Consider the following 13046-nt stretch of genomic DNA (forward strand, 5'->3'; position numbering starts at 1 on the left):
TCCCACGGTCAGTGGGCAGGAGCCCCCTGGGGGGTCCGCACGAAGAACGCGCCCACGATCGCCACCAGCGACAGCACCGCGGCCACCAGGAACGCCGTGTGGATCCCGCCGACCGTGGCCTCCACCGGCGCCGCGCCCGCCGCGGCGAGCGAGCCCGCCCGTGCGCTCATCACGCTGACCAGCAAGGCGACCCCGGCGGCTCCGGCGAGCTGCTGCGTGGTGCCGAAGATCGCGCTGCCGTAGGAGTAGAACCGCGGCTGCACCGCGCCGAGGCCCGAGGTGAACAGCGGCGTGAACACGAACGCCAGGCCCACCGACAGCGTGATGTGGAACGCCAGGAGCAGCGCGATCCCGGTCTGCGCGGTGAACAGCGTCGTCGACCACAGCGCCAGGCTGGTCACCACCACACCGGGCGCGAGCAGCCGCCGCGCCCCGACCCGGTCGTAGAGCCGGCCGACGACGGGGCCGAGCAGCCCCATCACCAGGCCGCCGGGCAGCAGCACCAGGCCGGACGTCTGCACGTCGAGGCCCATGATCTCCTGCATGTAGATCGGCAGCAGGATGATCGCCCCGAACAGGACCGTCATCATCAGCACCATCAGCACGGCCGCGATCGTGAAGCCGCCCGAGGTGAACGTGCGCAGGTCGAGCAGCGCGTCGTCGGTGCGCTGCAGCTGCAGCTGGCGGACGACGAACACCGTCAGCACCGCCGCGCCGCCCACGATCGGCACCCAGGCCGGCACGCCGCCGGCGCCCCCGCCTTCGTGGCCGAACGCACTCAGCCCGTATACCAGGGCGCCGAACCCGATCCCGGACAGCAGCACCGAGACCACGTCGACGCGGACCCGCTCGGGCTCGCCGACGTCGATCATGCTGCGGATCCCGAACGCCAGCGCGGCCAGCGCGATCGGCAGCACCAGCCAGTACAGGGCTCGCCAGCCCAGCGAGTGCAGCACGAACCCGGAGATCGTCGGGCCGATCGCGGGCGCCACGGCGATGACCGTGCCGATGTTGCCCATGACCGCACCGCGCCGCTCCCCCGGGACCAGCTTCATGACGGTCGTCATGAGCAGCGGCATCATGATCGCCGTTCCGCTGGCCTGCACGACCCGCGCGGCCAGCAGCACCTCGAACGACGGCGCCAGCGCGGCGAGCAGTGTGCCCGCGCTGAACAGCGTCATGGCCAGCATGAACAGCACGCGGGTGCGGATGCGCCGGATGAGGAACCCGGTGACCGGGATGACCACGGCCATCGTCAGCAGGAACCCGGAGGTCAGCCACTGGCCCTGGCTGTAGTCGACGCGCAGGTCCTCCGCGAGCACGGGCAGCGCGATGCTCATGATCGTCTCGTTGAGGATCACGACGAACGTCGAGACGAGCAGCACCGCGATGATCATGACGTCGCGGCGCGGCATCGCCCCGGGCGCCGCCGCGGAGGTGAACGGCGAGGATCCCTCGTCGATCTGCGTTGTCTGGTCTGTCACGGGAAACCTCAGCCGTCTCGTAGTCGGATCCATTCCCAATCTAGGGAGGAGGACCGACACGAACCTCCGAATTCATCGGTGCTCGCCCCGCGCCGCTGCGCCCGCCACGTCGCGGTGCGAGGATCACGCACATGGCGAACACCCCCACCGCGCAGGACGAGCACCGCGTCGTCGAGGCCGCCCCGACCGGCCTTTTCATCGGCGGGGAATGGCGATCGGCCACCGGGGACCGGACGCTGGTGGTGGAGGATCCCTCGACGGGCGAACCGCTCACGGAAGTGGCCGACGCCACACCGGCCGACGGCGCCGCCGCGCTCGACGCGGCCGTCGCCGCGCAGGACTCCTTCGCCCGGATGGCGCCGCGCGACCGCGGGGAGATCCTGCGTCGCACCTACGAGATCATGACCGCCCGCGCCGACGATCTCGCGCTGCTGATGACCCTGGAGATGGGCAAGCCGCTCGCCGAGGCCAAGGGCGAGATCGCCTACGCCGCGGAGTTCTTCCGCTGGTTCAGCGAGGAGGCCGTGCGCATCGACGGCGGCTACGCGATCGCGCCCAACGGGGCCAGCCGGTTCCTGATCCACAAGCAGCCCGTCGGCGTCTGCCTGTTCATCACGCCGTGGAACTTCCCGGCAGCGATGGGCGCCCGCAAGATCGCCCCGGCGGTGGCAGCGGGCTGCACGATGGTGATCAAGCCGTCCGAGCTGACCCCGCTGTCCATGCACATGATCGCCGACATCCTCACCGAGGCGGGCCTGCCGCCCGGTGTGCTCAACGTCGTCACGACGTCGGAGGCGGGCCCGGTGATGGAACCGCTGATCCGTGACGGGCGGGCGCGCAAGCTGTCGTTCACCGGGTCCACGCCGGTGGGCCGGATCCTGCTGGCGCAGTCCGCCGAGAAAGTGCTGCGCACCTCGATGGAGCTGGGCGGCAACGCACCGTTCCTGGTCTTCGACGACGCCGACCTGGACAAGGCCGTGGAGGGCGCGATGCTCGCGAAGATGCGCAACATGGGCGAGGCCTGCACGGCGGCCAACCGCTTCCTCGTGCACCGCTCGGTGGCCGAGCCGTTCGCCGAGAAGCTGGCCGAGCGGATGGGGACGCTCACCGTCGGCCGCGGCACCGAGGAGGGCGTGCAGGTCGGTCCGCTCGTGGACGGCAAGAGCCGCGCGAAGGTCGACGGCCTCGTGCGCGACGCCGTCGAGAAGGGCGCCGATGTCGTCGTCGGCGCGGAGCCGGTGGACGGGCCGGGCTACTTCTACCGGCCCACCGTGCTCCGGGACGTGCCGATCCAGGCCCGGATGGTCCGCGAGGAGATCTTCGGCCCGGTCGCGCCGATCACGGTCTTCGACGACGATGACCAGGCCCTCGCCGCGGCCAACGACAGCGAGTTCGGCCTGGTCAGCTACGTGTTCACGGAGAACCTGGACCGAGCTCTGCGGGTGTCGGAGCGGCTGGAGTCCGGCATGGTCGGGCTCAACACCGGCCTGGTCTCGAACCCCGCGGCGCCGTTCGGCGGCGTGAAGCAGTCGGGTCTGGGGCGCGAGGGCGGCCGGATCGGGATCGAGGAGTTCCTCGAGACCAAGTACGTCGCCATCGGCTTCTCCGGCTGAACCCGGCCGGGCCTGCCCGGGCGGAGAGTCTTATCGCCAGTTATTGGCGATAGCAGAGCATGCGCATTAGCCTCCCGTTGTCACTGCTTGTGGTGACCGGACACGGGAGGTGGCATGGTCGCCGGCCGCACGAGCGACGTCGTCGTCGCGATGCACATGAGCGACGGGCTCCTGGACGCACCGACCGTCGCGGTCTTCTGGGCCGTGGCGGTCGTCGGGCTCGCGATCTGCGCCGCCCGGGCGCGCCGTGAGCTGGACGAACGGACCGCGCCGATGGCCGGGCTGGTCACAGCGTTCGTGTTCGCCGTCCAGATGATCAACTTCCCGATCCTGCCCGGGGCCAGCGGCCACCTGCTCGGCGGGGCGCTGGTCGCGGTGCTCGTCGGGCCGTGGGTGGGCGCGCTGTGCGTGGCCGTGGTGCTGGTCGTGCAGGCGCTGCTGTTCGCCGACGGCGGACTCACCACGCTCGGCGCCAGCATCGTCAACATGGCGCTGATCAGCACCTTCGTCGGCTACGGCGTGATCGTCGCGCTGCGCGGCCTGACCCGCCGCAGCCGGGGCGGTCTGGTGGCCGCGGCGTTCCTCGCCGGGCTGGTCGGCACCGTCGCGGCGGCACTCGGGTTCGTCGTCGAGTACGCGATCGGCGGGGCGGCCCCCGTCGACCTGGGCACGGTCCTCGGGCTGATGGTCGGGCTGCACGCCCTCATCGGGATCGGCGAAGGGCTGATCACGGCGGCGACCGTCGGGGCGGTGGCCGCGATCCGGCCCGACCTGGTGTACGCGCTGCGCGGCAGCGCCCCCGTCCTGGAGCTGCGGACCACCGGGAGCACGTCGTGACGGCCACGGATCGTCGCCTGCTCGGCTTCTTCGCCGGATTCCTCGTCGTCGCGCTCGTCGTCGCGGGCGGGCTGTCGTACCTGGCCAGCCCCGATCCCGACGGGCTGGACACGGTGACCCTGCACGGCTGCGAGACCGGCGAGGGCGAGGAGCTGTCCGGCACCTGCATCGCCCAGCACGCCACCGACAGCGCGACCGCGGGCAGTCCGCTGGCCGACTACGCGATCGGCGGCGCCGAGGGCAGCACCGGCCTGGCCGGGGTGATCGGCGTGCTGGTGTGCGTCGCGGTGGCCGGGGTGCTGTTCCGGCTGCTGCGCCGCCGCACGACGACAGGTTCCTGAGGTGGCCGCCGGGCACGCGCACCCGCTGTACCGGTCGGGCGACTCGCCGGTGCACCGACTGCCTCCCGAGGTGAAGATCGTCGCCGCGCTCGTGGGCGTCTGCTGCGTGGTGGCGACCCCGCGGACGGCGTTCGGGGTGTTCGCCGGCTACCTGGCGCTGCTGGCCGGGATCTGGGTGCTCGCCGAGCTGCCGTTCGGCTGGATCCTGCGGCGCAGCGTGATCGAGCTGCCGTTCGTGGCGCTCGTGGTGCTGCTGCCGTTCACCGGCGAAGGGCCGAGGGTGGACGTGCTCGGGCTGAGCTTGTCGGAGCCGGGCCTGCACGGCGCGTGGAACATCCTCGCCAAGGGCACGCTCGGCGTGCTCACATCGCTGACGCTCGCGGGCACGACTCCCCTGCGGGACCTCCTGCTGGGACTGCAGCGGCTGCACGCGCCGCAGCTGGTGGTCACGATCGCCACGCTGATGCTGCGGTACGTCGACGTGATCGCCGCGGAGGCGCAGCGAATGCGGATCGCGCGGATCTCCCGCGGGCACGATCCGCGGTTCCTGTGGCAGGCCGGGGCGACCGCGCGCGGGATCGGGGCGCTGTTCGTGCGGTCCTACGAGCGCGGGGAGCGCGTGCACCTGGCGATGCTCTCGCGCGGCTGGACCGGGACCCTGCCCCAGCTCTCCGACCGACGCACCACCGCCCGCCAGTGGTTGACCGGGCTCGTCCCAGCGGCGGCCGCCCTCGGGCTCGCCGTGACGGGCTGGGTGATCGCATGACCACCGATGCCGCCGCACCGGCCGCGGCCACCCGGGTGGCGCCGTCGCTGGCCGTCGAGGAGCTCGCCTACTCCTACCCGGACGGGCACCAGGCGCTGCGCGGGGTGACGCTGCGCATCGAGCGCGGCGAGCGGGTCGCGCTGCTCGGCCCCAACGGGGCCGGCAAGACCACGCTGGTGCTGCACCTCAACGGCATCTTGGCCCCGGGGCACGGCACGGTCAGCGTCGGCGGGCTGCCCGTGACCCGGCAGAACCTGCAGGAGATCCGCCGCCGGGTCGGGATCGTCTTCCAGGACCCCGACGACCAGCTGTTCATGCCCACGGTGGCCGAGGACGTCGCGTTCGGGCCCGCCAACTTCGGCGTCACCGGCGCGGAGCTGGCCGCCCGGGTCGACGCGGCGCTGGCGACCGTAGGGATGAGCGAGCACCGCGATCGCTCGCCGCTGCACCTGTCCGGCGGGCAGCGGCGGCGGGTGGCGCTCGCGACCGTGCTGGCGTGCGAGCCGGAGATCCTGGTGCTCGACGAGCCGTCGACCAACCTGGACCCGGTGGCCCGGCGCGAGCTGGCCGAGGTGCTGCTCGGGCTCGACGCGACGATGCTGATGGTCACCCACGACCTGCCGTACGCGCTGCAGCTCTGTCCCCGCAGCGTGATCCTCGACGACGGGGTGGTGGTCACCGACGGGCCGACACGGGAGCTGCTCGCGGACGCCGAGCTGCTGCGGCAGCACCGATTGGAGCTGCCGTACGGGTTCCGGCTGGACTGAAGAGCCACGAACGGCTCTCGTGAGCACCGTTCCTCACGAAAGTGCCGTTCGTCGAGATCCGGGCAAGGATCACCGGACCTCAGCCCTGGGGCGTCTGCGGCGGGTGCCCCGGGTGCGGCGGAGCCGCCTCCGGGTACGGCCGGGGCGCCGGGGCCGGCGGCGGCACCTGCGGGACGCCGTGCTGCGGCGTCGGCGCGCTGCTCGACGCGGGCCCGCGCTCGATCCGGCGCGTCACCTCGTCTGGGCGCGCCGCCGCCTGCGGCGCCGGAGGCGGGGGCGGGGGCGGGGGCGGGGTGGGTGCAGCGGGCGGAGCGGTGGTCGCGACGGTCCCGGTGGTGGAGGTGGGGGTCGGCGTGGGCGGGGGCGGCGTGCCGATCGCGGGCACGCCCGCCCGGGCCTGGGCCTCCGCGGCGGCGACGGCCTCGACGAGGTTCGGGTCGGAAGCGGTGTCGAACCAGTGCCGGACGGCCTCGTCGTCCTCGGCGGGATCAGTCGTCGGGACCTCGTCCTGCGGCGGCTCGTAGCGGAACACGCCGTCCTCGCCGGGGGTGCCGAGCAGGCGCGCGAAGCCCTCGAGGGCCTTACCGAACTCGGACGGGACGATCCACACCTTGTTGGCGTCGCCCTGCGCCATCTGCGGCAGGGTCTGCAGGTACTGGTAGGCGAGCAGCTCCGGTGTCGGCTTCGCGGCCTTCACGGCGGCGAACACCTTCTCGATGGCCTTCGCCTGGCCCTGCGCCTGCAGGTAGCGGGCGGCCCGCTCCCCCTGGGCACGCAGGATGCGGCTCTGCCGCTCGGCTTCGGCGGTGAGGATCGCGGCCTGCTTCTGACCCTCCGCGCTGAGGATCGCGGCCTGCTTCTGACCCTCGGCGGTGCGGATCGCCGACTCGCGCTGACCCTCGGCCGTGAGGATCATGGCGCGCTTCTCGCGGTCGGCCTTCATCTGCTGCTCCATCGACGCCTGGATCGACGGCGGCGGGTCGATGGCCTTGATCTCGACGCGGGCCACGCGGATGCCCCACCGGCCAGTGACGTCGTCGAGCTCGCCGCGCAGCACGGTGTTGATCTGGTCGCGGGAGGTCAGCGCCTCCTCCAGGCTCATCCCGCCGACGACGTTGCGCAGGGTCGTCGTGGTGGTCTGCTGGACGCCGTTGATGTAGTCGGCGATCTCGTAGACGGCGTTCTTCGGGTCGGTCACCTGGTAGTAGACGACCGTGTCGATGTTGACCGTCAGGTTGTCCTTGGTGATGACCGGCTGGGGCGGGAACGAGACCACCTGTTCACGCAGGTCTATCCGTTCGCGGATCTTGTCGACGAACGGGATGAGGAACACCAGGCCGGGGTCCTCGACCGCCTTGAACTTGCCCAGCCGTTCCACGACCGCCGCGGTGGCCTGCGGGATGATCTGCACCGACTTGACCAGCGACACGACCACGAACAGCACCAGCAGCACCACGACGACCAGCAGGATCGAGCCGTCCATGGGGTCCTCCTCGCACTCCCCCTGATCTCGGCAAGGGGACGTTGTTCGGTCAGTCCTCGGGCACGACGAGCGCGGTCGCCCCCGAGATCTTCATGACGATCACTGTCTGGCCCACCTCGATCGTGTGGCCCGCCTCCAACGGGCGCGCCGTCCAGAGATCACCACCGATCTTGACCTGGCCGTTGTGGTCGTCCACCCGGGACACGACGACGGCGGTCTTGCCGATGAGCGCGTTGCTGTGCAGGGCACCCGCGTTCGCGGTCGCGCGGTCGAGCCGGCGGCGCAGCGGCGGGCGCACGGCGAAGACCAGCAGCACCGAGGCGATCACGAAGACCAGCGCGCTACCGACGACGTCGAGCCCGAGCACCGCCCCCACACCCGCTGCGAGCGCGCCGCCCCCGAGCATCAGCAGCACGAACTCGCCCGACAGCACTTCGGCCGAGGCGAGGACGAGCGCGGCTGCGAGCCAGATCACGGCGTGCCACATACCGCGATCCTGCCAGAAGTGGGTGCTCCGTTCGGCTAATCCTCGATCTCCGTGACGAAATCGATGAGCCGTTCGACGGCGCCGATGAGCGGCGTCTCCAGATCCGTGTAGTCACGCACCGCACCCAGCACGCGCCGCGCCCCGTCGGCGGGCTCGCCCCAGCCGAGCGCCCGGCACACGCCGGTCTTCCAGTCGGTGCCGCGCGGCACCGTCGGCCACTCCTGGATGCCGACGGTCTTCGGCTTCACCGCCTGCCACACGTCGACGTACGGATGGCCGGTGACCAGCACGTTATCCCCCATCACCTGCTGGGCGGCGCGCGTCTCCTTGGAACCGGCCACCAGGTGGTCGACGAGGATGCCCAGCCGCCGCGTCGGGGAGGGGGCGAAGTCGCGGACCGCGGCGACGAGATCGTCCATGCCGTGCATGGGCTCGACGACGATTCCTTCGACGCGCAGGTCGTGCCCCCACACGGTCTCGATCAGCTCGGCGTCGTGGATGCCCTCGACCCAGATCCGCGACGCCCGCGCGGTGCGCGCCCTGTGACCGAGGACCGCGATCGAGCCCGACGCTGACCGCACCCGCACGGGCCCGGCCGGTGCGCGCTTCGGCACGACGAGCGTCGCCGGTTCGCCCTCGTACAGGAACCCGGCCGGCAGCAGCGGGAACACGCGCCGGCGCCCGTGCCGGTCCTCCAGCGTCACCTCGCGCACGTTCACCTCGACGACCGCACCGCAGAAGCCGCTGGCCGGGTCCTCGACGACCAGCCCGCGCTCGGCGGGGATCTCGGGAACGACCTTGCGGCGGGTGCGCGTGCGGGTGCCGTCGGCGGCGAAGAGTCCGGCGTAGTCGTGGGCACGGGGCACCCCGGTTTCGTACCAGCCCGCGGGGCCGGAACGCGGCTACGACACGCCCTCGGCGCGGGTCACGGAGCGTGGTGGTCTTCACCCGCACGGCAGTCGTGCCCGCGGTCTCGGCGGTGGATAGCCTGACCGGGTGCCCTGCCCCTCCGCCACCCTCACGGTGTGGGCGTCGGCCTGGCTCGCCGGCGCCGCCGCGCCCGACGACGCGCTCGATGCGCTGGCCCCGTGGGCCCAGCTGCACGAGGTGCACGCGGCCGACGACGCCACCGCCGAGGCGACATCGCTCCCCACGCTGTCGAACCGACCCACGACGCTCACGTTCCTGCTCGCCGCGATCCGCCGCGCCGCTCCGCGCAGCCCGGCCCGGCTGGTCCTGACCGCGCCCGGTGACGTCCGCGGCGTACCCGGTCCCGGGGTGTTCACCCGCGCCGCGATCGACGCCGGGGAGGGCGTGCTGTTCGCCGAGGTCAACCTGCCCGTCGGCGGACTGGGCATCGTGCCGACCGCAGTCGCCGACGGCGTGGTGCGCTGGACCGTCTACCCGGTTCCGGAGCCCGGCCCGCCGCCGGAGTACGTCCCGATCTCCCAGGCCGAGCGGGACCTGCGCGAGCAGGTGCGGCAGTCGGCGTCCGTGCTCACCTCGCTCGGTGTGGCCCGGCACCGCCCCGGGGTGCGCGAGGAGATCGCCGCCGCGCTGCGGGCCCGGCCCGAATCGCGCTGGCCGGGCGGCATGCCGAGCCAGCCGCTGCGGGTGCTGCAGCAGGCCGATGAGGTCGAGGCGATCCTCTCCGCGGCCCTGCTCGACGACGGCGGTGCACTCTCGGCGTCCGCGGCGGGTGCGCGGCGGGAGGCGCTCCGCCCGCTCGAGACGGCGGTGCGGGTCGCCCGCCGGGCAGCGGTGGCCGAGGCCGTGCGCGTGCTCGCCCCGGCCTGAGGCGCAGAGGCGGACCCTCCCGCGAGTCCCGCACCTCGCCCGGCGAGTCCGGCAATCGGGCCGGGCGAGTCCCGCGCCCGGATCGGCGAGTCCCGCATTCGGGTCGTCCGCGCACGCGGCCGCGGCGCTCCATGTGCGGCCCGACGAGCTGCGCGACATCCCGGGCGCGGCGGCCGACGCGTCCGCGCAGACCGCTGGACGCGCCGCACCGATCGCTGGACTCGCCCGGGCTGAACGCGCGACGCCGGCTGTCCCGGCTGACTCGCCGTTCCACTTCGGCGAACTCGCCCTACCGAACGCACGACTCGCGGTGCCTACAGGGTCACGACGATCTTCCCGCGCACCCCGCCCTGCTCCAGCGCCCGGTGCGCGGCGGCGATGTCCTCGAGCGGGAACGTCCGGTCCACGTGCGGCCGGACCTCCCCGTTGCGGAACCACCGCCCGAGCTCGGCGAAGCGCGGGGCCGCGGGGTAGCCGCTGAAGAAGCGCACCCACCGTCTGCGCCGCGCGGCGTGCGCGGCCAGGTACGAGACGGCTCGCAGCCTCCGGTTCAGGTCGAACGCGATCGCGACCATCCGCCCGTCCGCGGTGAGCAGGCGACGGAAGCGTTCCGGGTCCGTGCCCACCGTGTCCACCACGACGTCGAACCGGCCGAGCTCCCCTGGCTCCCGGTAGTCGATCGCTTCGTCGGCACCCAGCTCCTTCACCAGGTCGAGCGCGGCGGCGCTCGCCAGGCCGGTCACGTGCGCCCCCATCGCACGGCCGAGCTGCACCGCGATGTGCCCGACGCCGCCGGCCGCGCCGCGCACCAGCAGCCGTTCCCGCGGGGCCAGCGCGGCGACGTCCCGCAGCGCCGTGATCGCCGTCGTCCCGACGACGAGCGCTGCGGCGTGGACGGCGTCGAGCCCGTCCGGAACCCGGTCGATCCGGTCGGCCCGCACCGCCACGTACTCGGCTGCCGAGCCGCCACCGCGCCCGATCGCACCCCACACCGGCTCACCGAGGTCGAACCGGCTGTTCCCCGGGTCGACGACGGTGCCGGCGAGGTCGAGGCCGATCCGCTTGGGGAACCGGTTGCCCGAGAACGGGCGCAGCTGCCCGGACCGCAGCGCGAGTTCGCCGCCGTTGACCGACACCGCCTCGACCCGCACCACCACCTCCCCCGGGCCCGGCCGCGGCACCGGGCCGGTGGCGACGTGGAGGACCTCGGGTGGCCCGTAGCGATCGAACCGGGCGTAGCACATGGAGTCGGGAAGCATGCCTCCATCCGTAGCAACGGAACCGGAGGGAGTCCTCCACTTCGCCGTAAAGTGAGACCGGTGCCGAGCAGATCCCCTCACTTGCGCACCGACGCCGCCGCGAACCGGGAGCGCATCCTCGCAGTGGCGCGCGCCGCATTCGGCACCGAGGGTCTGGACGTACCGCTCTCCGAGATCGCGCGGCGCGCAGGCGTCGGCATCGCCACCGTCTACCGGCGCTTCCCCACCCGCGACGCGCTCGTCGCTGCGGCGTTCGCCGAGGAGATGTCCGCCTGTGCAGGCCTGCTGGACCGGGCGCTCGCCGATCCCGATCCGTGGCGGGCGTTCTGCACGGCGCTGCGCCAGCTGTGCGCCATGCACGCCCGCGACCAGGGCTTCTCCGCCGCGTTCCTGACCGCACTGCCGACCGTGCCCGAGTTCTCGGCGCTCCGTGCCCGCGCCGAACAGGGCCTCGCCGAGCTGGTGCGCCGGGCCCAGGCCTCAGGTGACCTGCGCGCTGACTTCGCCCCGTCGGACGTCGTCCTGCTCCTGCAGGCCAACCGCGGCATCCGCCTGGACGCCCCGGAGGCCACGGCGGCCGCGTCGCACCGGTTCGTGGCCTACATGCTCCAGTCGTTCCGCGCGGGGCCGGCGCGCCCGCTCCCACCACCGGTTCCCGTCCCACTGGAGTTCGCCATGCGCTGAACCCGGCTACGGGCCCGCGAGGTCTCCCGAGTTCCGCAGCCGCCGCAGCGCCAGCGCGAGGGCCGCGCGCTGTCGACCGGCCGGGTCGTCGACGTCGTGGCCAGCTCGCGGCGCAGGTGGACGAGGCGTTCCTGCCGGGTCGAGCGGTGGACGACCAGATCGGCCGCCGCCTTCCGGACCGTCCGGTGGCGCAGCAGCTCGTCGAGGGTCTCCAGGGACCAGGGGGGCGCGGCGGCGACGGCGTCGAGGGCGCGCACGTCGCGATGTCCGCGGCGGCCGCGCTGACGTGCTCCGCGACGACGGCGAAGCCGGTGCAGCGGGCGACGAGGTCACCGGGTTCACCCGAGGCGCCCGTGCCGGTGGTCCGCAGCGCGGCCCGGGCCTGTGCCCAGGAGGCGGGCAGCCGGTCGGGGTGACCGGCTCGCCGATGCCGCGGCGCCAGCGGGTGCCGTCGATCGCGTCGGCCCCGTCCCCGCCGGGCCGGACGACGACGTGGATGCGGCCGAACCGGGTGGCGAGCCGGCCCGCGGCCGCGGGCACGATCTCCGTCCCCCGGCGGCCGGTACCGCGGCGATCACCGGGGCGGGGCAGGTGAGGCCGAGGGACGCGGTGACCGCGCGCCGCTGTTCGGGATCGGTCTCCGCGTCGAGCAGCACGCGGAGCGCCGGACCGGTCCGGGAGCGGTCGCGGATCCGCTCCAGGGTGATCCGGACGCCGGCGGCGAACCGTTCCAGCACCACCGCGTCGACGACGGTCGGCGCATGCGCCAGCTCGAGCCGGACACGCGCGCCCAAGTCGTCGAGGACGTCGGCGGCCGCGCCGCGCGCCCGAGGTCACCGACCGTCGCACCCGCACTCGACCACTGCGTCGACGTGCGCGATGGACGCGCAGAGCACCGGCGGCGTCGCCGTCGACGGCACTGAGCGGACCGATGAGTTCGCGCACACGGGCACGTGTGCCGTCATCCCGCGAGTGCGCGGGCCAGGAAGCCGCCGCGGGCGGTGATCGACGCCCGGCTCACCCGGGCGTGCGGCACGACCGAGTCGAACCCGTGGACCTCCCGCCCCACATGTGGAGGTCCACGACGACCCGGCGGCGGAGAGCCGGCGGGCGTGGTCGAGCACCTCGTCGCGGAACAGCTCCGTGTTGCCGACGTCCAGGTGTGTCCGGGGCAGCCCGGACAGGGCCGTGGCCCGCGCGGGCGCCGCGCACGGTGAGACGTCCGGGCCGCCGCGGGAGTCCCCGAGCAGGGCGGTCCAGCCGAACTCGCTCGGCCGCCCGGTCCCACGGTGAGTCGCCGACCACCTCCGAGCTGGCCGGGGTGGCGCCCCGGTCGTCGAGCATCGGGCAGCACAGGCTCTGGTGGGTCAGGTGCGGGAAGCCGCGATCGTGCGCCATCACGGCGGTGCCGGCGGCGAGCCCGCCACCGGCGCTGCTCCCGGCGATTCGGATGTGCTCCGGGTCGATGCCCAGCTCCTCGGCGTGCCGGGCGGTCCACACCAGGCCCGCGTAGCAGTCCTCCACCGGC

General features: G+C 73.4%; 14 protein-coding genes. 8 read left to right on the plus strand and 6 right to left on the minus strand.

Annotation, left to right across the window (positions count from 1 at the left end; all coding sequences use genetic code 11):
• Positions 1 to 8 precede the first annotated feature (8 nt).
• Positions 9 to 1484 carry an MDR family MFS transporter gene (locus BUE41_RS01225; protein ID WP_234996868.1) on the minus strand — a complete coding sequence of 492 codons (1476 nt, stop codon included), beginning with the start codon at positions 1482 to 1484 and terminating at the stop codon, positions 9 to 11.
• 131 nt (positions 1485 to 1615) lie between these two features.
• On the opposite strand from BUE41_RS01225, the gene BUE41_RS01230 reads away from it, so the two are divergent.
• The 5 genes from BUE41_RS01230 (at position 1616) to BUE41_RS01250 (ending at position 5808) form a co-directional block, all read left to right on the plus strand.
• Entirely contained in the window at positions 1616 to 3097 is a 1482-nt protein-coding gene (locus BUE41_RS01230) for an NAD-dependent succinate-semialdehyde dehydrogenase (RefSeq protein WP_073454933.1), read from the plus strand.
• A gap of 114 nt (positions 3098 to 3211) precedes the next feature.
• On the plus strand, positions 3212 to 3934 hold the full coding sequence (locus tag BUE41_RS01235) for an energy-coupling factor ABC transporter permease (RefSeq protein WP_073454934.1): 723 nt from the start codon (positions 3212 to 3214) through the stop codon (positions 3932 to 3934).
• Entirely contained in the window at positions 3931 to 4275 is a 345-nt protein-coding gene (locus tag BUE41_RS01240; RefSeq protein ID WP_073454935.1) for a PDGLE domain-containing protein, read from the plus strand. The genes BUE41_RS01235 and BUE41_RS01240 overlap by 4 nt, the downstream gene beginning before the upstream one ends.
• A 1-nt stretch (position 4276) precedes the next feature.
• Complete coding sequence (cbiQ, locus tag BUE41_RS01245; protein ID WP_073454936.1) at positions 4277 to 5041, plus strand: cobalt ECF transporter T component CbiQ; 765 nt, start codon at positions 4277 to 4279, stop codon at positions 5039 to 5041.
• Positions 5038 to 5808, plus strand: a complete 771-nt coding sequence (locus BUE41_RS01250) for an energy-coupling factor ABC transporter ATP-binding protein (protein ID WP_073454937.1) — start codon at positions 5038 to 5040, stop codon at positions 5806 to 5808. The genes cbiQ and BUE41_RS01250 overlap by 4 nt, the downstream gene beginning before the upstream one ends.
• Before the next feature lie 79 nt (positions 5809 to 5887).
• Here BUE41_RS01250 and BUE41_RS01255 read toward each other — a convergent pair whose 3' ends face one another.
• From BUE41_RS01255 to BUE41_RS01265, 3 genes are read right to left on the minus strand one after another with little or no spacing between them, the layout of a single operon-like run.
• The gene (locus BUE41_RS01255) at positions 5888 to 7291 is read right to left on the minus strand and encodes an SPFH domain-containing protein (protein ID WP_073454938.1); all 1404 of its coding nucleotides are present in this window, start codon (positions 7289 to 7291) and stop codon (positions 5888 to 5890) included.
• A 49-nt stretch (positions 7292 to 7340) separates the two neighbouring features.
• Entirely contained in the window at positions 7341 to 7778 is a 438-nt protein-coding gene (locus BUE41_RS01260; protein WP_073454939.1) for an NfeD family protein, read from the minus strand.
• Between the two features lie 35 nt (positions 7779 to 7813).
• Positions 7814 to 8644 (minus strand): DUF3097 domain-containing protein, encoded by an 831-nt coding sequence (locus BUE41_RS01265; RefSeq protein WP_073454940.1) that lies wholly within the window; start codon positions 8642 to 8644, stop codon positions 7814 to 7816.
• Between the two features lie 130 nt (positions 8645 to 8774).
• On the opposite strand from BUE41_RS01265, the gene BUE41_RS01270 reads away from it, so the two are divergent.
• Entirely contained in the window at positions 8775 to 9575 is an 801-nt protein-coding gene (locus BUE41_RS01270; RefSeq protein WP_073454941.1) for a hypothetical protein, read from the plus strand.
• 314 nt (positions 9576 to 9889) lie between these two features.
• On the opposite strand, the gene BUE41_RS01275 is transcribed toward BUE41_RS01270, so the two are convergent.
• Complete coding sequence (locus tag BUE41_RS01275) at positions 9890 to 10834, minus strand: NAD(P)-dependent alcohol dehydrogenase (protein WP_073454942.1); 945 nt, start codon at positions 10832 to 10834, stop codon at positions 9890 to 9892.
• An 81-nt stretch (positions 10835 to 10915) separates the two neighbouring features.
• Here BUE41_RS01275 and BUE41_RS01280 point away from each other — a divergent pair, with 81 nt between their 5' ends.
• The gene (locus BUE41_RS01280) at positions 10916 to 11518 is read left to right on the plus strand and encodes a TetR/AcrR family transcriptional regulator (protein ID WP_200803705.1); all 603 of its coding nucleotides are present in this window, start codon (positions 10916 to 10918) and stop codon (positions 11516 to 11518) included.
• Positions 11519 to 11664: 146 nt separating this feature from the next.
• Entirely contained in the window at positions 11665 to 11934 is a 270-nt protein-coding gene (locus tag BUE41_RS29980; RefSeq protein ID WP_143171902.1) for a hypothetical protein, read from the plus strand.
• Positions 11935 to 12535: 601 nt separating this feature from the next.
• Here the strand turns inward: BUE41_RS29980 and BUE41_RS32770 are convergent.
• On the minus strand, positions 12536 to 13042 hold the full coding sequence (locus tag BUE41_RS32770; protein ID WP_200803706.1) for an alpha/beta hydrolase fold domain-containing protein: 507 nt from the start codon (positions 13040 to 13042) through the stop codon (positions 12536 to 12538).
• Between the last annotated feature and the right edge of the window lie 4 nt (positions 13043 to 13046).

It is taken from the genome of Pseudonocardia thermophila, assembly GCF_900142365.1.
GTDB lineage: Bacteria > Actinomycetota > Actinomycetes > Mycobacteriales > Pseudonocardiaceae > Pseudonocardia > Pseudonocardia thermophila.